The following is a 26,714-nucleotide window of genomic DNA, read 5'->3' on the forward strand; positions in this document are numbered from 1 at the left end:
GCTGGTTTCCAGCGCTGTCCGTACCGCCAGGTACGCTCGGCCACGTGCCCTCCATGAACGAACTCGTACGCCAGCACACCGCGCTCGACGTCTCCGACCTCGAGTGGCTCCACCTGCTGGTCTCGGAGTGGCAGCTCCTCTCCGACCTCTCCTTCGCCGACCTGGTCCTGTGGGTCCCCACCCGCGACGGCACGCGGTACGTCTCGGTCGCCCAGATGCGGCCCAACACCGGACCCACCTCGTACCAGGACGACATGGTCGGCCACCTCGTTCCGCGCGGCCGCCGTCCCATGCTGGACGCCGCCCTGGACGAGGGCCGGATCGTGCGCGAGGGCGATCCGGAGTGGCGCGAGGAGGTCCCGGTCCGCGTCGAGTCCATCCCCGTACGACGGCAGGGGCGCGTTCTGGGCGTCATCGCCCGCAACACCAACCTGCTCACCGTGCGCACCCCGAGCCGCCTGGAGCTCACGTATCTGCAGAGCGCCTCGGACCTCGCGCAGATGATCGCGGCCGGTGCCTTCCCGTTCGAGAACCAGCAGGTCGACATGGACGCCTCGCCCCGCGTCGGCGACGGCCTGATCCGGCTCGACGCGGACGGCATCGTCCAGTACGCCTCCCCGAACGCGCTGTCGGCCTACCACCGCATGGGCCTCGCCGCCGACCTGGTCGGCCATCACCTCGGCCGGACCACCGCCGAACTCGCGCCGTCCCGCGGCCCGGTGGACGAGGCGCTCGCCAAGGTGGCCAGCGGCTGGGCGCCGCGCGAGTTCGAGATCGAGGCGCACGACGGGGTGATCCAGTTCCGCGCCATCCCCCTCAAGCCGAAGGGCACGCGCATCGGTTCGCTGGTCCTCCTGCGCGACGTCACGGAACTGCGCCGCCGTGAACGCGAGTTGATCACCAAGGACGCCACCATCCGGGAGATCCACCACCGGGTGAAGAACAACCTCCAGACGGTGGCGGCCCTGCTGCGTCTCCAGGCCCGGCGCATCGAGTCCGACCGGGGACGCGAGGCGCTCGAGGAGGCCGTCCGCCGGGTCGGGTCGATCGCGATCGTGCACGAGACCCTGTCCCAGACCCTGGACGAGAGTGTGGAGTTCGACGAGATCGCCGACCGCGTGCTGGCGATGGTGGCGGAGATCTCGCCCGGCAAGGTCACCGGCCGGCGCACCGGTCGCTTCGGCATCCTGGACGCCGAGGTCGCGACCCCTCTGTCGATGGTGCTGACCGAAGTTCTGCAGAACGCCCTGGAGCACGGTTTCCGCGACGGTGACACCGGCACGGTCGAGGTCTCCGCCGTCCGTGGCGGTACGACGAAGGAGGCCCGGCTCCTGGTCACCGTCCAGGACGACGGCGTCGGGCTGCCCGAGGACTTCGACCCGCACCGCTCCGGCAACCTCGGCCTGCAGATCGTCCGCACCTTGGTGGAGGGCGAGCTGGGCGGAGCCTTCGACATGGTCCCGGCGCCGGAGCGCGGCACCCGGGTGATCCTGGACATCCCGGTGACCACGGAGAAGTAGCCGGCGTCGGCGGGGGAGCGGCCGGCGCCCGCGGAGCAGCAGTCCGCGGAGCAGCGGCCCGCGGGGCCGGACAGCAAAAAGCCCCGGACCGGTGAAGGTCCGAGGCCAGTGCTCGTGCGATCGCATCGGGGTACTGCGCGCTGCGGCTCGGGAGCGGGGGGTTGCGTACTCGCTGTCTACGGAGTAATGCCGTCTGGCACACGCGCCACCAAGCTCAGGCTGTCAGCAGGGGTGGGGTCAGGCGGAGGCCTGACGAGCCCGGTTGCGGGCGGCACGGCGCTTCATTGCGCGGCGCTCGTCCTCGCTGAGACCACCCCAGACGCCGGAGTCCTGGCCGGACTCGAGCGCCCACTGCAGGCACTGCTCCATGACGGGGCAGCGACGGCAGACGGCCTTGGCTTCCTCGATCTGCAGCAGCGCGGGACCGGTGTTGCCGATGGGGAAGAAGAGCTCGGGGTCTTCCTCGCGGCAAACGGCGCGGTGACGCCAGTCCATGGCTGCTACCTCTCCTTGGTATTACATGCAGAGATGCTTGTGAATGTGAACGCTTTCACGAATCCCTCAACAAGGGAAGGGCCCATCGCCAGGTTGCCCGGGCGTGGTCCTGTGGTTTGAAGAGGGGTTCTGGTGATCTGTGGAGGCCGGTGTTGCGGGCCGTCCCGATCGCCAAGTAGAGACTCGCAAACCTCGGCGGCGGATACAACCCCTTCCGGAAAGTTTTTTTAGATTCTGCGGTGTCGACTAGGTCACAGCCGTACTTCCATGGGGTGGATCCTGGTCTAAACGTTCGAGTGAAAGGACTTTCGCCCCTTCTGCTCACACAATCACACGCAGTGCACGGCGAACGCCTGTGAACGTCACGCTTGTGCGCAGCCCCAGGTGGTCACCGTCCATCTGGAGGGGGAGTGGCACCTTCGAATGCAAGGTGAACTCGGTCATGTCGTGCAGGGAGACGGCGTGCCGGCCCCGGGGGCCGCGCTCGGGGGACGAAGTGAGCAACTGGGTGCCATACCGGGCAACCGCCGCCGTCGACAGGCGGCTGAGACCGAAGACGTCGAGCCCGGTGTCGAACGAGGCCTTGGGTGACGCGTAGATCGGGCGGTTGCCGAGAAACGTCCAGGGGCACGTGTTCGAGACTATGGACAGCACCAGATCGGTGACCGGATCCTCACCGGCCCGCTCCAGGGTGATCATTCCGCTGCGCCGGTGCGGCTCGCCGACGAGCGCGCGCATCACCTGGCGGACGTAGAGGGCGTGTGTCGACTTCTTGCCGCGCTCGCGGTGCTGCTCGACTCGGCCGACCACGCCGGCGTCGAAGCCCAGCCCGGCGTTGAAGGTGAACCAGCGGGCCGGGGCCGCCGCGTCCTCCGAGCCGGGCGCGCCCGAGGCCAGGCCCAGTCCGACGGTCCGCTCGCTGCCCTGGCGCAGTGCGTCCAGCAGGGCGCCGGTCGCCTCCACCGCGTGGTTGGGCAGACCGAGCGCGCGGGCGAAGACGTTGGTGGAACCGCCGGGGACCACCGCGAGACCGGGCAGGTGCTCCGGGTCGGGGCCGGCGTGCAGCAGACCGTTGACGACCTCGTTCACCGTGCCGTCGCCGCCGAGCGCCACCACCAGGTCGATGTCCTCGCTCTGTGCCGCCTGCCGGCCGAGGTCGCGCGCGTGGCCCCGGTACTCGGTGGTGACCGCCTCGAGCTTCATCTCGCTCGCGAGGGCGTGGATCAGCACGTCGCGCGTACGCGCACTCGTGGTGGTTGCCGCCGGATTGACCACGAGAAGTGCACGCATGGTCTGCAGGGTACCTACTGGGGGGTACCCGGCCCAGTCCGAGGTGGGATCGCTGCGGGCGCGGGGTGCGCGTGATACGCCGGATCGCGCGCGCCACGCAGGACGCGCCCACGGGCGCCGGCGTGCCGAGGGCTACCCTTCAGGGGTGAGCAGTGAGCAGAAACCCACCCCCGAAGCCGCCGAAGAGGCGGGCCCCCGTCCCGGCCGGCTGACCGCCGCGGCCTCGCTCGCCGCACTGGAGGGGCTGGCACTCGTCGTAGGTGGCGCCTGGATGCTGGTGGGAGGTCTTACCGGCCACCCCGACGACCGGACCTCGGCCGTCACCGGCGGCGTCACCCTGATCGTCCTCGCCCTGCTGCCGCTGCTCGCCGCCCGTGGGCTGATCGGCCGGCGGGGCTGGAGCCGTGGGCCCGCCGTCGTCACGCAGATCATGGCACTGCCGGTGGCCTACAACCTGCTGCAGGCCGACAGCGTGGCCATCCCGGCGGGCATCGTGCTCGGCGTCGTGGCTGTCACGGCGCTGGTGCTGCTCGTGAACCCCGCGACCACCCAGGCCCTCGGCATCCGGGGGCCGAGGAGCGCGGAGAAGTAACCGCTGACCGGTGGCGACCGGGCGCGACGACTGTCCGGCGATGACGGCGCGACGACCGCCTGGGGGTGCCTGGGGGGTTTCGGGCGCCTGCGGCTACTCCTCGACCAGCAGCTTCTCCCGCAGCTGTGCCAGTGTGCGCGCCAGCAGCCGCGACACGTGCATCTGCGAGATGCCGACCTCCTGCGCGATCTGCGACTGGGTCATGTTGCCGAAGAAGCGCAGCAGCAGGATCCGTTTCTCCCGCGGAGGCAGGTCCTCCAGCAGCGGCTTGAGCGACTCCCGGTACTCGACACCCTCCAGGGCCTCGTCCTCGGCGCCCAGCGTGTCCGCGACCGCCGGGGACTCGTCGTCGGTGTCCGGGACGTCCAGGGACAGCGTGGAGTAGGCGTTGGCCGATTCCAGGCCTTCCAGGACCTCCTCCTCCGAGATCGCCAGCTTCTCGGCGAGTTCGTGGACGGTGGGGGAGCGGCCGTGCAGCTGCGAGAGCTCCGCCGTGGCCGTGGTCAGGGACAGCCGCAGCTCCTGCAGCCGGCGCGGGACGCGCACCGCCCAGCCCTTGTCCCGGAAGTGCCGCTTGATCTCGCCGACGACCGTCGGCGTCGCGTACGTGGAGAACTCCACACCGCGGTCGGGGTCGAAGCGGTCGACCGACTTGATCAGTCCGATGGTGGCGACCTGGGTGAGGTCGTCCAGGGGCTCACCGCGGTTGCGGAAGCGGCGAGCGAGGTGCTCGACGAGCGGCAGGTGCATGCGGACCAGCCGGTTGCGCAGTTCCGCGTACTCGGGGCTGTCCTTCGTCAGGGTGCGCAGTTCGGTGAACAGGAGGCGCGCCCCGCTGCGGTCCGTCGGGTCGTGCCGCGTGCCCTGCGCGCCTCGTGCGCCCGGCGCGCCGTCCTCGGAGTGTCGCTCGTGCTCGCTCATCGTCCCGCCCGTTGCCCTTTCCCGAGCCCGCGCCTCCGCTCGGACGGGCCGGACGGGGGTGTCCCCGGTTCGCGGCCCGTCGCCCGGGACGACGGCCTCGGGCGAGGTCTCGTCCTCCGGATGCGGCCGGGCCTGCTCGGGAATGCCGTCGATGCCGTCCGCCATGCGTCGGGCCTCGTTCTCAGAACGTGTGCCCTCGGTCGGCAGCTCCCCTGTGCCGCGCTCTTCGTCCCGCACCGGCCCGTCCCCGTTCCTCACGTCGGCCCGGGTCCCGCGCCGCGCTGTTTGTAGAGGCTGATCGAAACGGTTTTGTCCTCGTCCACGGCGGAGGAGACCTTGCCGGCGAGAGCGGACAGCACGGTCCAGGCGAAGGTGTCCCGCGAGGGGGCGTGGCCGTCCGTGGTCGGCGCCGAGACGGTGACCTCGAGCGAGTCGTCGACGAGGCGGAAGACGCAACTGAGCACCGAGCCGGGCACGGCCTGCTGAAGCAGGATCGCGCAGGCCTCGTCGACTGCGATGCGCAGGTCCTCGATCTCGTCGAGGGTGAAGTCCAAACGGGCTGCGAGGCCGGCCGTCGCCGTACGCAGCACCGACAGGTAGGCACCCGCGGCCGGCAGCCGGACTTCGACGAAGTCCTGGGTCGCGGGCTCGCCTGCGATCTGGGACACCCTCACCTCCAAGGTGGTACAAGCGTTACAGGGCCGAGGTCGCCCCTCGGGGTAACGCGATACGTGGTTCAGCGGTGACGTTATCGCGCTCCGAACTTTCCTGTCCCCGAGACCCCAACCCCTTGCTGTCACTCATAGTAAACACATGAATACACACAGTGGCTAGGGGTTCGGCGGGCCCAAATCGGAAGAGCGCGCGCCGGGTTGACGTACCCAGGCGTCAGACGGTCGAACCGTCCTGCGGAGAGGTCACACGAGGACGTGGTCGACGAAGCACCAGCGCCAGTTCTCGCCGGGCTCGAAGGTGCGCATCACAGGGTGGCCGGTGTCCTTGTGATGCGCCGTCGCGTGCTGCCTCGGCGAGGAGTCGCAGCAGCCGACGTGACCGCAGACGAGGCACAGCCTCAGCTGCACCGGATCCGTGCCCTCGGCCAGACACTCCGGGCAGATCTCGCTCCGCGGCTGCGGTTCCGGGTGCGGCAGCGCGTCGGCGTGCGTGCACTGTTTCATGATTGCCAGGTTACGTCGGGTGTGCGGAGAGCGGCGCGGAAAAAGAGGGCGGGCGAGGACGATGGACGTGATGCCGCTGCTGTTGCTGGTGGCGGGCAGCGCCGCGGTCGCCGCGGCGGGGCGGCGCGTGCCGGTGCCGCCGCCGCTGCTGCTGGTCGCCGCGGGCCTGGCGGTGAGCTACGTCCCCGGAGTGCCCGACTACACCCTCGACCCGCACATCGTCCTGCCGTTGCTGCTGCCCCCGCTGCTCCACACGGCGGCCACCGACAGTTCCTACCTCGACCTGAGGGCTCAGATCCGGCCCGTGGCGCTGCTGTCCGTGGGCTACGTGCTCTTCGCCACCTTCGTGGTCGGCTGCGCCGCGTATCTGATCGTGCCCGGCCTGCCGCTGACCGCGGCCCTGGTGCTCGGCGCGGTGGTGGCGCCGCCGGACGCCGTCGCGGCCACGGCGGTCGCGCGGCGCGTGGGGCTGCCCTCTCGGATCACCACGATCCTCCAGGGGGAGTCCCTGGTGAACGACGCCACGGCGATCACCGCCTTCAGGGTGGCGCTCGCCGCGGCGGTCGGTGAGGGTGCCACGTGGGCCGGCGGGATCGCGGAGTTCCTGATCGCGGCCGTCGGCGGGGTCGGTGTCGGGCTGGTGCTGATGGTGCCGCTCCACTGGCTGCGCACGCACCTGAAGGAGGCGCTGCTGCAGAACACGCTCTCCCTGCTGATCCCGTTCGTCGCCTACGCGGTCGCCGAGCAGGTGCACGCCTCCGGGGTGCTCGCGGTGGTGGTGGTGGCGCTCCATCTGGGCCACCGCGCGTGGGAGGTCGATTTCGCCACCCGTCTCCAGGAGGACGCGGTGTGGAAGATGGTCGCGTTCGTCCTGGAGTCCGCCGTGTTCGCCCTGATCGGACTCCAGCTGCCCGTCGTCCTCGACGGGCTCGGGGAGTACGAGGGGGCCGACGCCGCCTGGTACGCGGTCGCCGTCTTCGTGGTGGTCGCCGTGACGAGATTCGTGTGGGTGTATCCGGCGACCTTCCTGCCGCGGCTGTCGGCACGCGTACGCGCGCGGGAGGGCGACCTCTCCTGGAAGGGGCCGTTCGTGATCGGCTGGGCCGGGATGCGGGGCGTGGTCTCGCTGGCGATCGCCTTCTCCATCCCGCTCACCGTGCACGGCGGCGAGCCCTTCCCCGAGCGCAGCCTCATCCTGTTCCTCACCTTCACCACGGTCATCGGCACGCTCGTCGTCCAGGGCGTCACCCTGCCGCCGCTGATCCGCCTGCTGAAGTTCCCCGCGCACGACGTGCAGGCGGAGACGCTGGCGGAGGCCAATGCCCAGGCACAGGCCTCCCGCGCCGCCGAGCAGCGCCTGGACGAGCTCCTCGCCGACGAGCGCAACGCCCTGCCGGCGCCGCTGGCCGACCGCCTCCGAACGGTCCTGGAGCGTCGCCGCAACGCCGTCTGGGAGCGGCTCGGGCAGGCCAACCCCGTCACCGGCGAGACCGTCGACGACACCTACCGACGGCTGTCCCGGGAGATGATCAGCACCGAGCGGGAGGTCTTCGTCCGGCTGCGGGACGGCCGCTACATCGACGACGAGATGCTGCGTACCCTGCTGCGCCGGCTGGACCTGGAGGAGGCGGCGGCGTACCGGGAGGCGGCGTAGGGGCCCGCCGCCGGCGGTGCGTCGTGCGGCCGACGGCGCGGGCGGTGCGGCGCGGCCGGCGTGACGGGACGCCGCGCGCGGGTGCGCCGCCGGGCACGGTGTCCGTGGCCGCGCGCGGGTGGGCGGCCCAGAGGCGGGCCCTGCCGTGCCCGGACCCGGCGGGCACCGGGCGGCGTGGGAGGTTCGGACCGCCGGTCCCGCACGGCGCGGGATTCGCCGGGCAGGCCGGGGCAGGCACCGGCGCGACCGCGGAGACCTCCGGATCCCTGTGCTCGCGAGGCCGGGCGCGGCGGGCGCCGTGACGGCCGTCCGACGGGGCCTCTCAGGGGAAGGGACGGCCGGTGACGACCGCCGCGAGGGTCGTCCCACGGGGGAAGGCGCCCTCCCGGGTGAGGACGAGCAGGGCGTGGAGCATCTTGGCGACGTAGACGCGCTCCAGGGGGAGGCCGTGGCGGCGTTCGAAGTCCTCGGCGAAGGAGTCGAGCTCGGGAGTGGTGCGGGCGTAGCCGCCGCCGTGGAAGCGGTCGTCGAGGTCCCAGGAGCCGCGGGGCCCGCCGAACGCGAGGTCCTGGAGCCGGCGTATGTCGTCGGCCAGGAAGCCGCCCTTGAGTACCGGTATCCCGAGCACCCGGCGGCCCCGGGGGAGGCCGGCGGCCAGCCCGGCGAGCGTGCCGCCGGTGCCGCAGGCGAGCGCGATCACGTCGGCGTGTTCGCCCAGTTCCGTGCCGAGGGCCCGGCAGCCGCGCACGGCCTCCGCGTTGCTGCCGCCCTCGGGGACGACGACCGCGTCCTCGGCGTCCGCCGAGCGCAGGAGGGCGGCCAGAACCTCCGGTTCGGTCTTGCGGCGGTACGTCGAGCGGTCGACGAAGTGCAGCCGCATGCCGTCGGCCGCACACCGGGACAGGGAGGGGTTGAGCGGCCGGCCGGCCAGCTCCTGACCGCGCACCACGCCCACCGTGGACAGACCGAGCAGTCGGCCGGCGGCGGCCGTGGCGCGCAGGTGGTTGGAGTAGGCGCCGCCGAACGTGACGACGGTACGGCCGTCCACCGTGGCGAGAATCGGTGCGAGTTTGCGCCATTTGTTGCCGACCAGCTCGGGATGGATCAGATCGTCCCGCTTCAGCAGCAACCGGACACCGTGACGCTCGAACCGCCCGTCGGCGGTCTCCTGCAACGGTGAGGGCAGGCGGGGGCGCAGGGAGGCGGGGCCGGAGGCGGTGTCGGTGCCGTTCACTCCGCCATTGTCACGCCCGCCGCGCGCGGCGCACGGGTCACTTCAGCCGGTCGCGGATCCGCTCCCGCATCGACGCCATCGTGAACCCCCGCGGGTCGACCTTCCCCGGCTGCCATTCGAGGTGGCCGACGACGGATCGTTCATTCCACCCGTGGTGGCGGCAGACCGCGGCGGCGGCCCGCTCGATCGCCTCCAGTTGCGCCGCCGGCCAGGGATCGTCGCCGTTGCCCAGGTTCTCGCACTCGAAGCCGTAGAAGTGGCGGTTGCCGTCGGTGTTCGCCTCGTTGTCCCGGGGCAGCCCCTTCTCCGCGATCACCGCGCGCAGGACCTCGTCGTCGCCGAGCCCGGCGTGATTGGTCCGGCCGTACCCGACCAGGTGGACCTTGCCGTCCTTGGTGATGACCCCGTGGCACAGCGGCCCCGGCAGGCCCTCGTAGCCCTTGCGGCAGATCTCCACGGTCCGCGCGCTGCCCTTGGTCACCGTGTGGTGGATCATCACGCCGTGCACGGGCCCCCAGGGCCCCTTGTGGTTGCGGTTGTGGTCCCGCCAGTCGCCGACCTGGACGACGGTGAGGCCCTCTGCCTTCAGTGCTTTGAGAAAACTGCTCGCGGACATGGGTGAGGCCACGGCCGACTCCTTCGCGCTGAGCGACGACCGCCCGTCGCGACCGCCTCGTACCGTGCTTGTACCGAAACGGAGTGCTCCCTAGTACTTGTTCGATCCGCGTGCGATCCGATCCGGACAACCCTGTCCCGGCCAACCGCTTCGAACGGGACGGGGCAAGACGCCCGGAAGCCGGAACAGCGAGACGCCGAGAAGCCGAACAAACCTTGCATCTGCCCCGGCCGGTGGTGATCCATTCCCGCTCGTTCGGGTAATAGCACCGGCGCACTTCGTGCGGAAGGGTGATGCACGCACAACGATGCCGGGCACAGTCGTCCGGCACGACCGGGGAGGGCAATTCCTTATGTCGGTAGGCGAAGAGGTCCGCACCGAGCAGACCAGGCCGCAGCAGAGTCTCGGTACGGCGGCCGCGCGGAACCTGGCCACCACCACCAAGTCCGTTCCGCAGATGCAGGAGATCAGCTCCCGCTGGCTGCTGCGCACGCTCCCCTGGGTGGACGTCCAGGGCGGCACGTACCGGGTGAACCGGCGCATGACCTTCGCCATCGGCGACGGCCGGGTGACGTTCGTGAAGACCGGCGACCGCGTCGAGGTCATCCCCGCCGAACTGGGCGAACTGCCGGCCCTGCGGTCGTACGAGGACCAGGAGGTGCTCTCGGAACTCGCGCAGCGCTGTGAGCAGCGGGAGTTCGGCCCCGGTGAGGTGATCGCCTCGTTCGGCGGCCGGGCCGACGAGGTCTACCTGCTGGCGCACGGCAAGGTGGAGAAGGTCGGCACCGGCCCCTACGGCGACGACGCGGTGCTCGGCGTCCTCGCCGACGGCGCCTACTTCGGCGACCAGGCGCTGCTCGACGGGGACGCCATCTGGGAGTACACCGCCCGCACGGTCACCGCCTGCACGGTGCTGGTGCTGCCCCGTCAGCAGGTGGAGCAGGTCGCGGAGCGCGCGGACTCCCTGCGCACGCATCTGGAGGAGCGGCGCTCGATCCCCCAGCAGCGCACCAACAAGCTCGGCGAGAAGGCCATCGACCTCTCCGCCGGCCACAGCGGCGAGCCGGACATCCCGCACACCTTCGTCGACTACGAGGCCCGGCCCCGTGAGTACGAGCTGAGCGTCGCCCAGACCGTGCTGCGCATCCACTCACGCGTGGCCGACCTCTACAACCAGCCGATGAACCAGACCGAGCAGCAGCTCCGGTTGACCGTCGAGGCGCTGAAGGAGCGCCAGGAGCACGAGCTGGTCAACAACCGCGAGTTCGGTCTGCTGCACAACTGCGAGTACGACCAGCGGATCCAGCCGCACGACGGAGTGCCCGGCCCGGACGACCTGGACGAGCTGCTCAGCCGTCGGCGCGGCACCAAGCTGCTCCTCGCCCACCCGCGTGCGATCGCCGCCATCGGCCGCGAGCTCAACAAGCGCGGGCTCGTCCCCGAGACCATCGACATCGCCGGCAACCGCATCCCGACCTGGCGCGGTGTGCCGATCTACCCGTGCAACAAGATCCCGGTCACCGAGGCCCGCACGTCCTCGATCATCGCGATGCGTACCGGTGAGCAGGACCAGGGCGTCATCGGCCTGCGCGCCACCGGTATCCCGGACGAGATCGAGCCGAGTCTGTCGGTGCGCTTCATGGGCATCAACGAGCAGGCCATCATCAAGTACCTGGTCACGGCCTACTACTCGGCCGCGGTCCTCGTGCCGGACGCGCTGGGCGTCCTGGAGAACGTCGAGATCGGCCGCTGGCAGTGACGCCAGTCTCCCGAACGCCGTGTCGCCGCCCTTCCTGGCGGGTACACCCCGGGGGTACGGAGGCGGGCGTATGGGGGAGGTGAGTCCATGACAGAGGCTCGACACGGCGTCACCGAGACGCTTCGCCCCACCGGGACGCTGGAAAGGCGCGAGCCCATCGGCACGCAGCGGGAGAAGGAGCCGGGGACGACACCCGACGGACGGGGGGCGGCGGGGTCCGAGGGGCACGAGGCCGCGGGGCTGCTGCGGGAGTCCCGGGCGGCGGTCGACCCCGAACTGCGGTCCGCCATCATGTCACTGCCCGCCTCGATGCGCCGGGTCGCGCTGTACCACTTCGGCTGGGAGCACGCGGACGGTACACCCGCGGCGGACAACGCGGGCAAGGCGATCCGTCCCGCGCTCGTTCTCACCTCGGCCGCCGCGCTCGGCGGTGCGGAGGCCAGGGCGGGTGCGGTACGGGCCGCGGCGGCGGTGGAACTGGTCCACAACTTCACGTTGCTGCACGACGACGTGATGGACCGTGACGCCACCCGGCGCCACCGGCCGACCGCGTGGACCGTGTTCGGCGACGCCGACGCGATCCTCGCGGGGGACGCCCTCCAGGCGCTGGCCCTGCGGCTGCTCGCCGCGGACCCGCACCCGGCGTCCGCGGCGGCGGCCACCCGGCTCGCCGACTGCGTCATGGAGCTGTGCGAGGGCCAGCACGCGGACACGGCGATGGAGCGGCGCGCCCCGGGGGACGTCACCCTCGACGAGACACTCGCCATGGCCGAGGCCAAGACGGGCGCCCTGCTGGGATGTGCCTGTGCTCTCGGCGCGCTGTACTCCGGTGCCGCCGAGGAGGACGTCGAGGCCCTGGACGCCTTCGGCCGCGAGGCGGGCCTCGCCTTCCAGCTCATCGACGACGTCATCGGCATATGGGGCGATCCGCGCCGTACCGGCAAGCCGGCCGGCGCGGACCTGGCCGCCCGCAAGAAGTCACTGCCGGTGGTCGCGGCCCTCACCTCCGGCACCCCGGCCGCCGCCGAGCTCGCCGAGCTGTACACGGTGCCGTACGACGAGGGCAGGGAGGACCTGGAGCGCACCGCACTGGCCGTGGAGCGGGCGGGCGGCCGGGACTGGGCGCAGGCCCAGGCGGCCGACCGGATGGCGAGGGCCATGCAGGAACTGGCCCGTGCGGTGCCCGATCCGGAGGCCGCGGGCGGACTGCTCGCGCTGGCCGAGTTCGTGACCCGGCGCAGCACCTGACCGCCCGTCCGGTAGGCCCGGCATCCAGGAAGCGCCTGGCCGGTGACGCAAGACCCCGGAGCCCGTGCAGGACCGTACGGACCTGACCGACGTGCGGCCGCACCGCCGCGGGCTCCGGTTCGGCGGGTCCCGCACTTCCCCACGGTGTGCGGGGCCCGCCCCTTTCTGTGTACGGCCGGGAGCATCCCCTGCCTTCCGCCGGTGCTCGACGACCGGGCTCAACCGCTCCGTGCGCGGGCGATGGTGTGCCGCAGAGGCGTGCGGGACACGGGCGTGGTGGTCCGCAGGGCAAGGGAGGGCGACCGGGCGCCGGCGTCCGGTCACCGGACGAGGCCTTCCCGGACGATCGGTCCGGCCAGCAGCCGGGTTCTCCCGACGGGACGGTTCACCGGCCGGAAAGCGAAAACCCCTTGAAACCACTACGCATGAAGCACTATAACTGAAGTGGTTGAGACGGAGGAGACCACTTTGCGCAAGCTCACGTACTTCATCGCCTGTTCGATCGACGGCTTCATCGGGGGCCCGGACGGCGACGCGTCCTTCATGGTGCGGTTCGTCGACGAGGAGTTCCTCGCGTTCCTGACGTCGGAGTATCCCGAGACGCTGCCGACCCACGGCCGCCGGCCCCTCGGGATCGACGACCTGCCGAACAAGCGGTTCGACACGATCGTCCAGGGCCGGGCCAGCTACGACCTGGCCCTCAAAGAGGGCATCACCAGCCCCTACGCCCATCTGCGCGAGTACGTCGCCTCGCGCACACTCGCGGAGTCGCCCGACCCGAACGTCGAGATCATCCAGGAGGACCTGGTCGGCAGGGTCCGCACGCTGAAGGCGGAGGACAGCGCCTTCGACATCTACCTGTGCGGCGGCTCGGCCGTCGCCGGCGAGCTGATCGACGAGATCGACGAACTGGTCATCAAGACGTACCCGGTGGTGCTGGGCACGGGCATGCCGATGTTCGGCTCCGGCTTCCAGGTCTCCGAGTTCGTCCAGGAGGGGGTGCGGACCTTCGGCAACGGCGTCACGGTCCGTACGTACGGCAGGAAGCGCTGAGCGAGCGCGTTCGGCTGCGGAGCGGGCGACGGGCCGGCGAAGCAGTTCGGCCGCGGCCCTTCCGCTCGGCAGGGGAAACCGGGGAAGGGTGGCGAACCGCGACCCGACTCGATCGTGGCGCAGGAACAGCCCGGTGGCGCACGGCCGACGGGATGCGTCGCGGTGCTGGCCGGCGTCGCCCTGACGAACGCCGCGCCGTCCGCGTCCGGTGCGGCGGTACACGCGCTCGCCGTGGCTGCCTGCGTCTGGGCGGGCCTGCGCCGGACGGGACGGGCCCACCGGGGACTGCTCTCCCGCCTCAGGCGGGTGCGAGGGGCGGCAGCATCACGCCGCGGGCCCCCGCCCAGCCGCACGACCCCGGGAAGCAGACCGCACCCGGTCCGTCATGGACGCCGTGCTCGGCGTACTGCGGAACGGGTGCGGGCCGGAAGACCAAGACCGTGCGGCCCGAGGGAAGCGGGGCCGGACGGGGTCATCCAGGATCAAGCCTTCTTGGTCTCCCAGAAGATCTTGTCGATCTGGGCGATGTAGTCCAGGGCCTTCTGGCCGGTCGCCGGGTCGGTCGAGGCCTTGGCCGCCGACAGGGCCTTCAGGGTGTCGTTGACCAGCTGGTGCAGCTCCGGGTACTTCTCGAAGTGCGGGGGCTTGAAGTAGTCGCTCCACAGCACGGAGACGTGGTGCTTCGCGAGCTCGGCGCGCTGCTCCTTGATGACCGTGGCGCGGGCCTGGAAGTGCGGGTCGTCGTTGCCGGCCATCTTCTCCTGGACGGCCTTCACCGACTCCGCCTCGATGCGGGCCTGGGCCGGGTCGTACACGCCGCAGGGCAGGTCGCAGTGGGCGCTGACCGTGACCTTGGGGGCAAACAGGCGGGAAAGCATGCAGCGTTCCTTCCTCGTGATCGTCTTCTCAGGGGGGACATTACTCCCTGGGAGGCGCGTTTTCGCGAGTGCCCCCGTGGGCTTAGGACAAAAGTCCGGGGTGAGACTGAGACTGGTGGAGGAAAGACCGGGGAGGTGCCGGGTCATGCCGGAGCAGCTGTCGCAGGAGACCGAACGTGCCAGAGGGGCCCTGCCCTTCGGGCCGGCCGAGGTGACCGGGCCGTCGATGGTGCCCACGCTGCACCACGGGGACGTGCTCCTGGTGCACTGGGGGGCCGCGGTGCGGCCGGGTGACGTGGTGGTGCTGCGGCACCCCTTCCAACAGGACCTGCTCGTGGTCAAGCGGGCCGTCGAGCGGCGCGGGGCCGGCTGGTGGGTGCTGGGGGACAACGCGTTCGCGGGCGGTGACAGCACCGACTACGGGGTTGTCCCGGAGGAGCTGGTGCTCGGCAGGGCGCGGGTGCGGTACCGGCCGCTCCGGCCGGGTCAGCGCTCGCCGCTCGCCGTGGTCCGCTGGGCGCTGTCGGCGCTCCGGCCGGTGGCCCGGTCCGCCTCCAGGCGTTTGCGGGCGCGGTAGGCCGCCACGTTGGCGCGGGTGGCGCAGCGGTCGGAGCAGTAGCGCCGGGAGCGGTTGGTGGAGGTGTCCAGGTAGGCGTTGCGGCAGGGGGCCGCCTCGCACAGGCCCAGGCGGTCCACGCCGTACTCGGTGAGGTGGAAGGCCAGGCCCATCGCCGCGAGGGCGGCGAAACCGGCGGTCGCGTTGGACGGATGGTCCGCCAGGTGCATGTGCCACAGCGGGCTGCCGTCGTCGTCGCGGTGGTCGTGGCCGGAGATCTGCGGGCTCACCGGGAACTCCAGCAGGAGGGAGTTCAGGAGGTCCACGGCGAGGGTCTCGTCGCCGCTGTCGGCCGCCTCGAAGACCGCCCGCAGCCGCCCCCGCACCGAACGGAACCGGGTCACGTCCGCGTCCGTGGCACGCCGGGCCGCCGACTGGTTGGCGCCGAAGAGCTCGCGGACGGCCTCGACCGAGGTCAGGGAGTCCTGCCCCCGGGCCGGTTCCTCGGTGTTGACGAGACGTACGGCGTAATCCGAGTAATAGGCCAGTTCCACTTGTAGTCCTTACGGAGGGGCTCTATGGTCGTGCCTGCGGTCAGGTAACAGCTGATCGTGGTTTCAGGGTATTACCACGGTAGTGCGTCACGCACTTGACGGAGGGGACCGATGACGGACGCGGACATCACCACCACCACGACCGGCGCCGACTGGCAGGCCTGGCAGGTCAGCTGGGACCGGCAGCAGGAGTGGTACATGCCCGACCGCGAGGAACGCTTCAGGACCATGCTGGACATGGTCGAGGCCCTGGTCGGTCCCGCACCGCGCGTGCTCGACCTCGCCTGCGGCACCGGGACCATCACGGCCCGGCTGCTCGCCCGGTTCCCGGAGGCCACCAGCACCGGCGTCGACCTCGACCCCGCGCTCCTCGCCATCGCCGAGGGCACCTTCGCGGGCGACGAGCGGGTCTCCCTGGTCAGCGCCGACCTCAAGGACCCCGACTGGACGGCGGGGCTGCCGTACGACTCCTACGACGCCGTCCTGACCGCCACGGCCCTGCACTGGCTCCACGCCGAACCCCTCGCGGCCCTCTACGGTCGGGTCGCGGAACTGGTCCGCGACGGTGGTGTCTTCATGAACGCGGACCACATGATCGACGAGACGACCCCCAGGATCAACGCGGCCGAGCGCGCCCAGCGGCACGCGCGGATGGAGGCCGCCAAGTCGCAGGGAGCGCTGGACTGGGCCGAGTGGTGGCAGCTCGCCGCCAAGGACCCGGTGCTCGCCGAGCCCACCGCCCGGCGCTTCGAGATCTACGGTGAGCACGCCGACGGCGACACGCCCTCGGCGGCGTGGCACGCGCGCGTGCTGCGCGAGAAGGGCTTCGGCGAGGCGCGGCCGGTCTGGTGCTCGCCCTCGGACACGCTGCTGCTGGCGCTCAGGTAACGCGGCGGCGGCCCGGGTCCGGACGCAGCCCGAAGGGGGCGGTACAGAGATCCGTACCGCCCCCTTCGGCGTGCCTGCGGGCGCGTTCAGAGGACCTTGGACAGGAACGCCTTCGTCCGCTCGTGCTGCGGGTCCGTCAGGACGTCGCGCGGGTTGCCGGACTCGACCACCACGCCGCCGTCCATGAAGACCAGGCTGTCGCCGACCTCGCGGGCGAAGCCCATCTCATGGGTGACGACGACCATCGTCATGCCGGACTCGGCGAGGTCGCGCATGACGTCGAGGACGTCGCCGACCAGCTCCGGATCCAGGGCCGAGGTCGGCTCGTCGAACAGCATCAGCTTCGGGTCCATCGCCAGGGCCCGGGCGATCGCCACCCGCTGCTGCTGGCCGCCGGAGAGCTGCGAGGGGTAGTTGCCCGCCTTGTCGCCCAGGCCCACGCGCTCCAGGAGCTGCCGTGCCCGCTCCCTGGCCTGCGCCTTGCTCACGCCCTTGACCTGTACCGGCGCCTCCATGACGTTCTCCACGGCCGTCATGTGCGGGAACAGGTTGAAGCGCTGGAAGACCATGCCGATGTCCCGGCGCTTGAGGGCGACCTCGCTGTCCCTCAGCTCGTAGAGCTTGTCGCCCTTCTGGCGGTAGCCGACCAGCTCGCCGTCGACGTACAGACGCCCGGCATTGATCTTCTCGAGGTGGTTGATACACCTGAGGAAGGTGGACTTGCCGGAGCCGGAGGGGCCGATGAGGCAGAACACCTCGCCGGACTTCACCTCCAGGTCGATGCCCTTGAGGACCTCCACGGGACCGAAGGACTTGTGGACGCCCTCGGCCTTGACCATGGCGGGGGAGGACTGCGTCATGCCGTGACTCCCTTCGGGCGGCGGGTGGGCAGGACGGCCGCCTTGAAGCGCTGCAACGGCGTCGGCGGCAGGGTGCGGCTGGAACCGCGGGCGTAGTACCGCTCGACGTAGTACTGCCCGACGCTCAGGATCGAGGTCATGATCAGGTACCAGGCGGCGGCGAGGAAGTACATCTCCACCGTCGAGCCCGCGCCCTGCCCGATGTCCTGGGCCTGCTTGAAGAGGTCGGCGAACTGCACCGCCGAGACCAGCGAGGTGGTCTTCAGCATGTTGATGACCTCGTTGCCCGTGGGCGGCACGATCACGCGCATCGCCTGCGGGATCACGATCCGGCGCAGCGTCTTCGGCTGGCTCATGCCGAGCGCGTGCGACGCCTCCGTCTGGCCCTCGTCGACCGAGAGCAGACCGGCACGGCAGATCTCGGCCATGTACGCGGCCTCGTTGAGCCCCAGGCCGAGCAGCGCCGTCAGCAGCGGCGTCATGAACGAGGACCAGTAGTCCTTGTAGACCGGACCCAGGTTGATGTACTCGAACACCAGGCCGAGGTTGAACCAGACGAAGAGCTGGACCAGGACCGGGGTGCCGCGGAAGAACCAGATGTAGAACCAGGCGATGGACGAGGTCACCGGGTTCTTCGACAGGCGCATCACGGCGAGCAGGATGCCGCCGGCGATGCCGATCGCCATCGACAGCACCGTGAGCAGCAGGGTGTTCCAGACACCCTTGAGGATGCGGTCGTCGAAGAAGTACTCGGGGATCGCGCCCCAGTTGATGTTGCCTTGTGCGAAGGCGTAGACGACCGCGCCCAGGAGGGCGAGTGCGACGGCCGCGGACACGTACCGCCCCGGGTGCCGGACCGGGATGGCCTTGATGGCCTCCGGCCCGGCGGGGGGCGTCGCGTCGGGACCGCCCGTCTTGCTGACGTCAACAGTCACGGGTGGAGCCTTTCGGAGCCGAGTCGAACAGGGCCGGTTCAGGAGCCGCCGTTGATCTTGGCCTCGGTGATCGCGCCGTCCGCGACGCCCCACTTGTCGATGATCTTCTTGTACTCGCCGTTGTCGATGAGCGCCTGGACGGCGGCCTGCAGCGCGTCACGGAGTTCGGTGTTGCCCTTGGCGACGGCGATGCCGTAGGGGCCCGCCTCGACCTGCTCGCCGACGATCTCGAAGTACTTGCCGCCGCCGGAGTTCTTCACGGAGTAGGCGGCGATCGGGAAGTCGGCGGAGACGACGTCCGCTCCCTTGGAGCGCATCCGGGTCTCGGCCTCGGGGTTGGTGCCGAAGTCCTCGATCTTCAGGGTCTTCTTGCCGTCCTTCCCGCACTTCGTCGCCTGCTCCTTGGCGAGGTCGTGGGAGAAGGTGTTGCGCTGCACGGCCATGGTCTTGCCGCACAGGTCGTCCCAGGTCTTGATCCCCTGGTCGTCACCCTTGTTGGTGTAGAGCGAGACGCCCGCCGTGAAGTAGTCGACGAAGTCGACGCCCGCGCCGACCTTCTTGCCGGTGTCGGCGTCGATGCCTTCCTGGCGCTGCTTGGTGTCGGTCATGGCCGACATGGCGATGTCGTATCGCTTGGAGGCGAGGCCGCCGATGAGGGTGTCGAACGTGGCGTTCTGGAACTCGAACTTCACCCCGAGCTGCTTGCCCATCGCCTCGGCCAGGTCCGGGTCGATACCGACGACCTTGCCGGAGTCGTCCTTGAATTCGACCGGAGCGTAGGCGATGTCGGAACCGACCTTGATGACGCCCTTGTCGCGTATGGACTGCGGCAGCTTGTCGGCCAGCGGGGCGGCGCTCTTCGGCGCGTTCTCGCCGCCGGAGTCGTTGTCCTTGGTCTGGTCGCCGCATCCGGTGAGCAGCAGGGCGCCTGCGACCGCGATCGCACCGACCGCTGCTGTCCGGGAGTGCGCGGCGGTCGTACGACGGGTGGAGCTTGCGGTCATGGTGGTTCCTCCGGCGGATGAAGGGAGATGCCGATGGTGACGGTGGAGTTCCGGTGGAGCGGGACGCCGGCCGGGGCATCGGCAGGCGCGGCGGGTCGACGAGAGCACACGCCTTCGAGTGTCGCGACCTCGTGTGATTACGGCATCTTGCCATTCGGACTCGGCCGTTCAGGGGGGACGTCATGTCAAAATCGGGTAACGGGTGATCCCCCGAACCGCACCAGGTCGGTACATCACGACCGAACCTTTACGGGAATCGTGCCTTCCGGCCGGAAGATCTCCGGCATTCCTCGATATGCAGACACGGTTCGCGCGTGTGTGCGGCCTTTGAAGGCCCGTTCCCCATGCCTGTCAAGGGAAGCCGAGAAGTTGTCCGGATCCCTGGCTATGAGTCATGTCACCGGCATGCGGCGTTCGGGGTCCGACATGTGAGCTTGCGCTTATCGGACTCGTCGCGGGGGGCGTCCGTCGGGTAAGAAGGTTCTTTACACCCCTCATCAGGGGCTCAGGGCGCGTGTGCGGCGCGCCCGTCGCGCAGGGGCCCGTGTGGCCCAGTCGGCCATCTCCCTGCGCGGTGCCCGCCCATTCCTCACCAGGAGTGGACAAACCCTCAAACCATGAACTCTTAAGGGGTAAGACAAAGTGGCAGCGGAGATCGTCAATCCTCGCAGCGACAGCGACAGCGACGCCGGCACGGAGCAGGAGGCGGGCACGGAGCCCCTCGACTCCTTCGACCCCGCGTTCGCGCTGCACCGCGGCGGCAAGATGGCCGTGCAGGCCACCGTGCCGGTCCGTGACAAGGACGACCTGTCCCTGGCGTACACGCCCGGCGTCGCGAAAGTGTGCAGCGCGATCGCCGAGCAGCCCGACCTCGTCCACGACTACACGTGGAAGTCGTCGGTCGTGGCGGTCGTGACGGACGGTACGGCGGTTCTGGGACTCGGGGACATCGGACCCGAGGCCTCCCTTCCGGTGATGGAGGGGAAGGCGATCCTGTTCAAGCAGTTCGGCGGTGTGGACGCGGTCCCGATCGCGCTCAACTGCACGGACGCCGACGACATCGTCGAGACGGTGGTGCGGCTCGCGCCGTCCTTCGGCGGCGTGAACCTGGAGGACATCTCGGCGCCGCGGTGCTTCGAGATCGAGCGCAAGCTCCAGGAGCGCCTCGACATCCCGGTCTTCCACGACGACCAGCACGGCACGGCGGTCGTGACGCTCGCGGCCCTGCGCAACGCCGCCCGGCTGAGCGGGCGGACCCTGGGCGAGCTGCGGGCGGTGATCTCGGGCGCGGGCGCGGCCGGCGTCGCCATCGCCAAGATGCTGGTGGAGGCCGGCATCGGCGACGTCGCGGTCGCGGACCGCAAGGGCGTCGTGTCGGCGGACCGTGAGGACCTGACCGCGGTCAAGCGGGAGCTGGCCTCCTTCACCAACAAGGCGGGACTGTCCGGCTCGCTGGAGGCCGCCCTGTCGGGCGCCGACGTCTTCATCGGCGTCTCCGGCGGTACGGTGCCGGAGCCGGCGGTCGCCTCGATGGCGAAGGGCGCCTTCGTCTTCGCGATGGCCAACCCGAACCCCGAGGTGCACCCGGAGGTCGCCCACAAGTACGCGGCGGTCGTCGCGACGGGGCGTTCGGACTTCCCGAACCAGATCAACAACGTGCTGGCGTTCCCGGGCATCTTCGCGGGCGCGCTGCAGGTGCGGGCGTCCCGGATCACCGAGGGCATGAAGCTCGCGGCGGCCGAGGCGCTGGCCTCCGTGGTGGGCGACGACCTCGCCGCGGACTACGTCATCCCGTCCCCGTTCGACGAGCGCGTCGCGCCGGCCGTGACGGCGGCGGTGGCGGCGGCCGCCCGGGCGGAGGGGGTCGCGCGCCGGTGACGGTGTGACGCCCACCCGCGCGGTGAACGGCCTCGTCCCCGGTGGACGGGGCCGTTCTCCTTCCGGTCGGAGCGGCAGCGACGGGGCGCGGCAACGAGGGGCGCGGCCGGGTGGCGCGGGCGGGCGCGGCTGTGACAAGAGGGCGTGTGTCACAGGGGCGTACGGTTCCGGACGGCGGGTGGGGAACCTATCGTCAAGGTCATGTTCGCTGTCTACGCCGCCCGAATCGACCGCGACCAGCCGCTGACCGGACTGGAGTCGGGAGAGCGTCCCGCTCCCGAGGCCCGTCCCGGCTGGAGCGTCGTCGATGTCAGGGCCGCCTCCCTCAACCATCACGACCTGTGGTCCCTGCGCGGCGTCGGCCTTCCCGAGGACCGGCTGCCGATGATCCTCGGCTGTGACGCCGCGGGTGTCGACGCGGACGGCAACGAGGTCGTCCTGCACTCCGTGATCGGGCAGACCGGCCACGGCGTCGGCCCGAAGGAGCCCCGCTCGATCCTCACGGAGCGCTACCCGGGGACGTTCGCCGAGCAGGTCGCCGTGCCGACCTGGAACGTCCTGCCCAAGCCGAAGGAGCTCTCCTTCGAGGAGGCCGCCTGTCTGCCGACCGCCTGGCTGACGGCGTACCGGATGCTGTTCACCAACGCCGGGGTGCGCCCCGGTGACTCGGTGCTGGTGCAGGGCGCCGGTGGTGGGGTCGCCACGGCCGCGATCGTGCTGGGCAGGGCCGCGGGGCTGCGGGTCTTCGCCACCAGCCGGGACGAGGCCAAGCGGAAGCGGGCCCTGGAGCTGGGTGCCGTGGAGGCCGTCGAGCCGGGCGCGCGGCTGCCGCAGCGGGTCGACGCCGTCATCGAGACCGTGGGCGCCGCCACCTGGTCCCACTCGGTGAAGTCGCTGCGGCCGGGCGGCACGCTCGTCATCTCCGGCGCCACCAGCGGCGACCGGCCCTCCCATGCCGAGCTGACCCGGGTCTTCTTCCTGGAGCTCAAGATCGTCGGCTCCACGATGGGCACGAAGGACGAGTTGGAGGACCTGCTCTCCTTCTGCGCCGCGACCGGCGTACGTCCCGTCATCGACGAGGTGCTTCCGATGGACCGGGCCCGCGAGGGATTCGAGCGGATGGCCTCCGGAGGGCAGTTCGGCAAGATCGTGCTCAGCGTTTCCTGACCTTCGCCCTTTTCTCCCTGTCGCGCAGACCGATCGGATCATTCAGCTGCTCGTCCACGGCGGGCCCGGACGTCCGGGCCCGCCGTTCGCATTCCCCGGACCACCCGGAATGTCAACTTGGGTTGACGAGTGGGTCCTGTCAACTTACATTGACAGCATGAGCGAAGCAACGGATCTCGCCGCGCGGGCGGGTGATCGTGACCCCCGGGTCGGGCTGCGGGCCGTCGCCGCACTGCGGGTGCTGCTGGAGCAGCTGGAGGCGGTGCAGGTGCGCAGCGCGCGCAATCAGGGGTGGTCGTGGCAGGAGATCGCCACGGAACTCGGGGTCAGCAGGCAGGCCGTGCACAAGAAGTACGGGAGGCATTGATGTTCGAGCGATTCACGAAGGATGCCCGGGCCGTGGTGCAGGGGGCGGTCGAGCAGGCCGAAGGGGCGCGGGCGCAGACCGTCGACGCCGAGCACTTGCTGCTCGCCCTGCTGGACCGTGGGGGCAGCCGCGCCTCCTTCGCGCTGTCGGCGCTCGGGGTCGGCGAACGCGAGGAGGAGGTACGGCAGGCCCTGGCGGAGGCGCGGCGCCGTGCCGGGCTGACGCGGGCCGAGACCGAGGCCCTCGCCGGCCTGGGGATCGACGTCTCCGAGATCGTCGCCCGGGTGGAGGAGGCCCATGGCGTCGGCGCGATGTCCGGCGACCGGAAGGACAGGCGGTGGTGGTCCGGGCACCGCAGCTTCAGCAAAGATGCCAAGGAGGTGCTGGAGCAGGCGCTGCGGGCCGCCGTCGCCCGGCGCGACCGGCACATCGGGGACGAGCACATTCTCCTCGCCCTCACCGTCCGCCCCGGCGTACCCGCCGAGGTGCTCGCCGACCACGGGGTGACCCATGAGTCGCTGACCAGGGTGCTGGGCGGCGCGGGGGAGGCCTGCGCCTGACGTGTGCGGCGCCCCGGCGAGGTGCCTTCGGCGGTGCGCCGGGGCGCCGCGCCGGGGACATGCGCGCCGCAGGAGCCGGCGCCGGTGATCAGGCCTTCGGTGTCCGCAGTACCGCCCCGATGTGCGCCGCGGCCGTCGACAACTGGAGGCGGGCGTCGCGGAGCTGGTCGGCGGTGACGCCGTGGTCCCGGGCCGCGTCGCGGATGTCGTCCCGGAAGCGGTCGAGCAGCCGGTCCAGGTCGCGGGCCGGGTCACCGGTGGACTCCGCGGCGTCCTCGTGGGCCCAGGACGGGGCGTAGCCGGCCGGGAAGTCCTCGCGGGCCGCGGAGTACTCGGGCCGGTGGGTGCTCGGTCCGGCGTCGGTGCGGCCGAAGCCCCAGTCCTTGCCGAACTCCTTCCCGAAGTCCTTCCCGAAGTCACCGACCTCCTTGGCCAGTTCGCTCAGGCCCTCGCGCAGCCCTGTCGGCCAGTCGCCCCGCGCGAAGTGGTCCTGAACCTGTTCCTGGACCCGCTGGGCGATGCGCTGCACCTCCTCCTGCGCCTGCGTCCGGGCCCGCTCCTGGGCCTCCTTGGCCTGGCGCCGGGCGCGCTGGGCCTCTTCGCGGGCGCGGCGGCTCTCGTCCTTGGCGCGGCGGGCCTGCTCCTTCCACTCCTGCTTGACGCGCCGCATCTCCTCCTTGGCGGCGTGCCAGGCCTCCTTGTCGTCGGTGTCCGCGGCGCCGGCGGCGGAGCCGCCCCCCTCCTCGTGCGCTGCCGAGCCGGTGCCCCCGCGGGCGGCGCTGGCCGCGGCCCGCATCTCCCGGCGCAGATCACCGGCGGCGCCGCGTACGTCGGCCCGGATCTCGGCGGCGAGCTCGGCGACGGACTCCCGGATCTCCAGCTCCAGGTCGGCCAGTTCGCCACTGCGGTCGGACAGCTCGGCGCGGCCGGCGTCGGTGATGGCGTACACCTTGCGGCCGCCCTCGGTGGTGTGGGTGACCAGCCCCTCGGCCTCCAGCTTGGCCAGGCGCGGGTACACCGTGCCGGCCGACGGGGCGTACAGACCCTGGAAGCGCTCTTCGAGGAGCCGGATCACCTCGTAGCCGTGGCGTGGGGCCTCGTCCAGCAGCTTGAGGAGGTAGAGGCGGAGGCGGCCGTGCGCGAAGACGGGGGACATGTCAGAGCACCTTCTTTTCGGTCGTGCCGTCGGCCGGGGCGCCGGTGGCGCCGCGGTCCCGGCCGGAAGCGGAATTGTCCCCCGAGTCGTCCTGTGCGTCGTCCGCCGGACCGGTGGCCTCGGGCTCGCGTTCCCACGCGGTGTCCTCCCCTGCCGGGCGGCGCAGCAGGGCGATCGAGCCGGAGATGGTCGTGGCCTTCAGCCGGCCGTTGCCCGCGCCGAGCCGGCCGGTGATCCGCTTGGCACCCCACTGGCCGCCCACCCGGAGGTCCTCGAAGGCACTGGAGACCGTGCCGCTGGCGGTGTTCGCCTCCACCCGGGCGTCGGCGGGCTGGGGCAGCCGGATGGCGATCTCGCCCGAGACGCTGGTCAGGTTGATGTCGGTGGGGCCGCCGGCCGGATCCAGGTCGACGATCATCGAACCGCTCACGGAGTCCGCCCGGACGGAGGATCCCGCCTCCACCACCGTCAGGTCGCCGGAGACGGAGTTGAAGCGCAGGTCACCGCTGAGGGCCTGGGCCTCCACATTCCCGGAGACGGTGTCCGCGCGGACCGGGCCCGCGAGGCTCACCAGCGTGGTGTCCCCGGCGACGCCCCGCACCTCGGCGCGCCCGTCGAGTCCGGAGACCACGGCCGTGGCGCTGACCACGCCCACCTCCACGCGGGTGCCGGTCGGCACGGCCAGGGAGACCACCGCGCTGCGGCGCCAGCCCTTGCGGTCGAGCCACTTGAGGAAGCCCTTCCAGGGCAGGTCCTCGTAGGCCACGGTGAGTACGCCGTCCTGGTGGGTCACGATCAGGGGTGGCCCCTCGATCTCGGAGACCTCCAGGCGGGCGGAACCCTCGTCCGTGCCCACGACGTTCACTGTTCCATTGACGATGCGTACCTGGAGCTCGCTCACGGACTCGTCGAAGGTGAGTTTCCCGGGTTCCGCGACGGACCACTCGGACATGGTGCAGACCTCCTCGACCGAACGCGCCATATCGCGTCCTCCGTGTTTCACGATATATCGCGCACGGGGAAAGTCAAGGGACCCGTTCCGGTGGTCTGTGCCAGGCCGGGAGGGCGGGATTGCCCTAGCTTGTGACCATGTCGACGGAAGAGTCCGCCTCCGCCTCCGCTGCCGGTGCCCTGCTGCTGTGCCGCGCCGAGCCGGACTCCGTCGCCGCCGTCGCTCCGCTGCTGGGCGAGCGCATGCCGCTGCTCCGGGCCGGCGAGACGTGGAGTGTGCTCGTCCCGGAGCGCGGGCCCTGGCGGCGCGGCGACGAACCGGTCGAGCGTGTGCTCACCGGCTGGGCGGCCGCGCTCGCCGTCGGCGCCCCGTGGCCCGTACTCGCCCTGTGGTGGGACGCCGACCGGGCCGGCTGCGCCCTCGCGTCCGGCTTCCGCCGCCCCGTCGGCTACGTGTGGCTCGCGGACGGCACCCCGGTCGGCGAGGACGAGGCGATGCGCACCTTCGCCGACCGCCTCGGCCTGGATCCCGTACTGGACGTGCAGTCGCTGGACCGGCTGGCCAGGCCCGATCCCGAGGCCGACGCCCGTACCAGGGTGCGTGGACTGCTCGCGGTCCTCACCCGCGCGGGAGTCGCCCTCCCCGCCGGGCTGGACCCCGGCGAACCGGCCGATCGCCTCGGCGCCGCCGCCCGCGGTCTGCCCGGCGTCCGGCGGACCGGGGCACCCGGGCGGCGCCCGACCGCCGGTGAAAGCCGCCTCGCCCCCTGGATGCCCTGGGTGGGCGGCCCCGGAGCCCGCGCCCTGGCCCTGGCCCAGATGGCGGCCGGCCTGCCCCTCACCGCCTGGGGTCTGCGGCGCCGCAGCGGAGGCTGGACCACGGCGGGCGTACTGCTGGTCGCGCACGGAGCGCTGGGGGTGGCGTACGGGCTGACACGGCGTCCCTGACATCCTCGGTGGACGCGGCGGCGCGCATCCTGGGGGACTACCGCGTCCCTGACAGCCTCGGGGAGGCGGCGCACCCCCGGAGGACTACTCCTCGTCGTCCTCGTCGTCCAGCCGCGCCAGCCAGGTCGCCAGCCGCTCCACCGGCACCTCGAAGTCCGGGTTGAGATCGACGAAGGTCCGCAGCTGCTCGGCGAGCCACTCGAAGGTGACCTCCTCCTCGCCGCGCCGCTTCTCCAGTTCCTCGATGCCGCGGTCGGTGAAGTACAACGTGCTCTCCGTCGGATGGGTCGGCTGGACCGACTGAGTCGAACAGGGTGGGGTTCCGTGGGAACCGCTGGTCCCAGGATAGGCGCGCCCCGTACCCGCGCCGGCATGGTCCCGGCCGCCGGTACGCGTACGTACCCGCGCCCGTACCGTCCCGGCCGCCGGACGAGTACGCACGCCGAAGGGCC

The 26,714-nt window shown here is 71.2% G+C and carries 28 protein-coding genes; 13 read left to right on the top strand and 15 right to left on the bottom strand.

The features are described from left to right. Window positions 1-44 precede the first annotated feature (44 nt). On the top strand, window positions 45-1,520 hold the full coding sequence (locus ACP4IX_RS22620; protein WP_426556479.1) for a sensor histidine kinase: 1,476 nt from the start codon (window positions 45-47) through the stop codon (window positions 1,518-1,520). Window positions 1,521-1,757: 237 nt separating this feature from the next. Here ACP4IX_RS22620 and ACP4IX_RS22625 read toward each other — a convergent pair whose 3' ends face one another. Next, a complete protein-coding gene (locus ACP4IX_RS22625) occupies window positions 1,758-2,015 on the bottom strand; it encodes a WhiB family transcriptional regulator (RefSeq protein WP_003973730.1) in 258 nt (85 codons plus the stop codon). 321 nt (window positions 2,016-2,336) lie between these two features. Further along, window positions 2,337-3,305 carry a diacylglycerol/lipid kinase family protein gene (locus ACP4IX_RS22630; protein WP_426556480.1) on the bottom strand — a complete coding sequence of 323 codons (969 nt, stop codon included), beginning with the start codon at window positions 3,303-3,305 and terminating at the stop codon, window positions 2,337-2,339. Window positions 3,306-3,450: 145 nt separating this feature from the next. Between ACP4IX_RS22630 and ACP4IX_RS22635 the strand changes: the two genes are divergently transcribed. After that, complete coding sequence (locus ACP4IX_RS22635) at window positions 3,451-3,897, top strand: hypothetical protein (protein ID WP_426522408.1); 447 nt, start codon at window positions 3,451-3,453, stop codon at window positions 3,895-3,897. Window positions 3,898-3,990: 93 nt separating this feature from the next. Here ACP4IX_RS22635 and ACP4IX_RS22640 read toward each other — a convergent pair whose 3' ends face one another. The 3 genes from ACP4IX_RS22640 to ACP4IX_RS22650 all read right to left on the bottom strand — a co-directional run bounded on the left by ACP4IX_RS22640 (window position 3,991) and on the right by ACP4IX_RS22650 (window position 5,996). After that, window positions 3,991-5,076: an RNA polymerase sigma factor SigF gene (locus ACP4IX_RS22640; RefSeq protein WP_426522409.1), complete on the bottom strand. Its 1,086-nt coding sequence runs from the start codon at window positions 5,074-5,076 to the stop codon at window positions 3,991-3,993. Then, a complete protein-coding gene (locus tag ACP4IX_RS22645; protein ID WP_003973726.1) occupies window positions 5,073-5,486 on the bottom strand; it encodes an anti-sigma regulatory factor in 414 nt (137 codons plus the stop codon). Before ACP4IX_RS22645 ends, ACP4IX_RS22640 begins: the two co-directional genes overlap by 4 nt. 249 nt (window positions 5,487-5,735) lie before the next feature. Then, window positions 5,736-5,996 (bottom strand): UBP-type zinc finger domain-containing protein, encoded by a 261-nt coding sequence (locus ACP4IX_RS22650; protein ID WP_426522410.1) that lies wholly within the window; start codon window positions 5,994-5,996, stop codon window positions 5,736-5,738. Between the two features lie 61 nt (window positions 5,997-6,057). Between ACP4IX_RS22650 and ACP4IX_RS22655 the strand changes: the two genes are divergently transcribed. Then, window positions 6,058-7,650 carry a Na+/H+ antiporter gene (locus ACP4IX_RS22655; RefSeq protein ID WP_426522411.1) on the top strand — a complete coding sequence of 531 codons (1,593 nt, stop codon included), beginning with the start codon at window positions 6,058-6,060 and terminating at the stop codon, window positions 7,648-7,650. 322 nt (window positions 7,651-7,972) lie between these two features. On the opposite strand, the gene ACP4IX_RS22660 is transcribed toward ACP4IX_RS22655, so the two are convergent. Together ACP4IX_RS22660 and ACP4IX_RS22665 are read right to left on the bottom strand one after the other, a co-directional pair. After that, window positions 7,973-8,884, bottom strand: coding sequence for a 1-aminocyclopropane-1-carboxylate deaminase/D-cysteine desulfhydrase (locus ACP4IX_RS22660; protein ID WP_426522412.1), 912 nt, complete (start codon window positions 8,882-8,884; stop codon window positions 7,973-7,975). A 37-nt stretch (window positions 8,885-8,921) separates the two neighbouring features. Next, window positions 8,922-9,500: an N-acetylmuramoyl-L-alanine amidase gene (locus ACP4IX_RS22665; protein WP_426522458.1), complete on the bottom strand. Its 579-nt coding sequence runs from the start codon at window positions 9,498-9,500 to the stop codon at window positions 8,922-8,924. Between the two features lie 352 nt (window positions 9,501-9,852). Between ACP4IX_RS22665 and ACP4IX_RS22670 the strand changes: the two genes are divergently transcribed. The 3 genes from ACP4IX_RS22670 (at window position 9,853) to ACP4IX_RS22680 (ending at window position 13,560) form a co-directional block, all read left to right on the top strand. Then, window positions 9,853-11,259, top strand: coding sequence for a family 2B encapsulin nanocompartment shell protein (locus tag ACP4IX_RS22670; protein ID WP_426522413.1), 1,407 nt, complete (start codon window positions 9,853-9,855; stop codon window positions 11,257-11,259). Between the two features lie 87 nt (window positions 11,260-11,346). Then, complete coding sequence (locus ACP4IX_RS22675) at window positions 11,347-12,507, top strand: family 2 encapsulin nanocompartment cargo protein polyprenyl transferase (protein ID WP_426522414.1); 1,161 nt, start codon at window positions 11,347-11,349, stop codon at window positions 12,505-12,507. Between the two features lie 468 nt (window positions 12,508-12,975). After that, a complete protein-coding gene (locus tag ACP4IX_RS22680) occupies window positions 12,976-13,560 on the top strand; it encodes a dihydrofolate reductase family protein (RefSeq protein ID WP_426522459.1) in 585 nt (194 codons plus the stop codon). Window positions 13,561-14,042: 482 nt separating this feature from the next. On the opposite strand, the gene sodN is transcribed toward ACP4IX_RS22680, so the two are convergent. After that, window positions 14,043-14,438 carry a superoxide dismutase, Ni gene (gene sodN / locus ACP4IX_RS22685; RefSeq protein ID WP_077796552.1) on the bottom strand — a complete coding sequence of 132 codons (396 nt, stop codon included), beginning with the start codon at window positions 14,436-14,438 and terminating at the stop codon, window positions 14,043-14,045. Between the two features lie 145 nt (window positions 14,439-14,583). Between sodN and sodX the strand changes: the two genes are divergently transcribed. Next, window positions 14,584-15,015 (top strand): nickel-type superoxide dismutase maturation protease, encoded by a 432-nt coding sequence (gene sodX / locus ACP4IX_RS22690; protein ID WP_426522415.1) that lies wholly within the window; start codon window positions 14,584-14,586, stop codon window positions 15,013-15,015. Here the strand turns inward: sodX and ACP4IX_RS22695 are convergent. Beyond that, on the bottom strand, window positions 14,925-15,548 hold the full coding sequence (locus tag ACP4IX_RS22695) for a CGNR zinc finger domain-containing protein (protein ID WP_426556481.1): 624 nt from the start codon (window positions 15,546-15,548) through the stop codon (window positions 14,925-14,927). The genes sodX and ACP4IX_RS22695 overlap by 91 nt on opposite strands. Window positions 15,549-15,659: 111 nt before the next feature. Here ACP4IX_RS22695 and ACP4IX_RS22700 point away from each other — a divergent pair, with 111 nt between their 5' ends. After that, a complete protein-coding gene (locus ACP4IX_RS22700) occupies window positions 15,660-16,436 on the top strand; it encodes a class I SAM-dependent methyltransferase (protein ID WP_426522417.1) in 777 nt (258 codons plus the stop codon). A gap of 86 nt (window positions 16,437-16,522) precedes the next feature. Here the strand turns inward: ACP4IX_RS22700 and ACP4IX_RS22705 are convergent, their stop codons facing one another. From ACP4IX_RS22705 to ACP4IX_RS22715, 3 genes are read right to left on the bottom strand one after another with little or no spacing between them, the layout of a single operon-like run. Next, window positions 16,523-17,296 carry an amino acid ABC transporter ATP-binding protein gene (locus ACP4IX_RS22705; protein WP_426522418.1) on the bottom strand — a complete coding sequence of 258 codons (774 nt, stop codon included), beginning with the start codon at window positions 17,294-17,296 and terminating at the stop codon, window positions 16,523-16,525. Continuing rightward, window positions 17,293-18,231, bottom strand: a complete 939-nt coding sequence (locus tag ACP4IX_RS22710; RefSeq protein ID WP_426522419.1) for an amino acid ABC transporter permease — start codon at window positions 18,229-18,231, stop codon at window positions 17,293-17,295. The genes ACP4IX_RS22705 and ACP4IX_RS22710 overlap by 4 nt, the downstream gene beginning before the upstream one ends. A gap of 38 nt (window positions 18,232-18,269) precedes the next feature. Continuing rightward, window positions 18,270-19,235, bottom strand: a complete 966-nt coding sequence (locus ACP4IX_RS22715; RefSeq protein ID WP_426522420.1) for an ABC transporter substrate-binding protein — start codon at window positions 19,233-19,235, stop codon at window positions 18,270-18,272. A gap of 642 nt (window positions 19,236-19,877) precedes the next feature. Here ACP4IX_RS22715 and ACP4IX_RS22720 point away from each other — a divergent pair. The 4 genes from ACP4IX_RS22720 (at window position 19,878) to ACP4IX_RS22735 (ending at window position 23,207) form a co-directional block, all read left to right on the top strand. Continuing rightward, complete coding sequence (locus ACP4IX_RS22720) at window positions 19,878-21,113, top strand: NAD(P)-dependent malic enzyme (RefSeq protein WP_426556482.1); 1,236 nt, start codon at window positions 19,878-19,880, stop codon at window positions 21,111-21,113. A 201-nt stretch (window positions 21,114-21,314) separates the two neighbouring features. Continuing rightward, window positions 21,315-22,280: a zinc-binding dehydrogenase gene (locus ACP4IX_RS22725; RefSeq protein ID WP_426522422.1), complete on the top strand. Its 966-nt coding sequence runs from the start codon at window positions 21,315-21,317 to the stop codon at window positions 22,278-22,280. 157 nt (window positions 22,281-22,437) lie between these two features. Beyond that, a complete protein-coding gene (locus ACP4IX_RS22730) occupies window positions 22,438-22,647 on the top strand; it encodes a helix-turn-helix domain-containing protein (RefSeq protein ID WP_426522423.1) in 210 nt (69 codons plus the stop codon). Beyond that, window positions 22,647-23,207, top strand: a complete 561-nt coding sequence (locus ACP4IX_RS22735) for a Clp protease N-terminal domain-containing protein (RefSeq protein ID WP_426522424.1) — start codon at window positions 22,647-22,649, stop codon at window positions 23,205-23,207. The genes ACP4IX_RS22730 and ACP4IX_RS22735 overlap by 1 nt, the downstream gene beginning before the upstream one ends. An 88-nt stretch (window positions 23,208-23,295) precedes the next feature. On the opposite strand, the gene ACP4IX_RS22740 is transcribed toward ACP4IX_RS22735, so the two are convergent. Beyond that, a complete protein-coding gene (locus ACP4IX_RS22740; protein WP_426522425.1) occupies window positions 23,296-24,363 on the bottom strand; it encodes a helix-turn-helix transcriptional regulator in 1,068 nt (355 codons plus the stop codon). Between the two features lies 1 nt (window position 24,364). After that, window positions 24,365-25,315, bottom strand: a complete 951-nt coding sequence (locus ACP4IX_RS22745; RefSeq protein ID WP_426556497.1) for a DUF4097 family beta strand repeat-containing protein — start codon at window positions 25,313-25,315, stop codon at window positions 24,365-24,367. Window positions 25,316-25,452: 137 nt separating this feature from the next. On the opposite strand from ACP4IX_RS22745, the gene ACP4IX_RS22750 reads away from it, so the two are divergent. Further along, the gene (locus tag ACP4IX_RS22750; RefSeq protein ID WP_426556483.1) at window positions 25,453-26,262 is read left to right on the top strand and encodes a hypothetical protein; all 810 of its coding nucleotides are present in this window, start codon (window positions 25,453-25,455) and stop codon (window positions 26,260-26,262) included. A gap of 84 nt (window positions 26,263-26,346) precedes the next feature. Here ACP4IX_RS22750 and ACP4IX_RS22755 read toward each other — a convergent pair whose 3' ends face one another. Further along, window positions 26,347-26,529 (bottom strand): DUF6104 family protein, encoded by a 183-nt coding sequence (locus ACP4IX_RS22755; RefSeq protein WP_005312030.1) that lies wholly within the window; start codon window positions 26,527-26,529, stop codon window positions 26,347-26,349. Between the last annotated feature and the right edge of the window lie 185 nt (window positions 26,530-26,714).

The sequence above is a fragment of the Streptomyces sp. WG5 genome, from assembly GCF_049974565.1.
Lineage (GTDB): Bacteria > Actinomycetota > Actinomycetes > Streptomycetales > Streptomycetaceae > Streptomyces.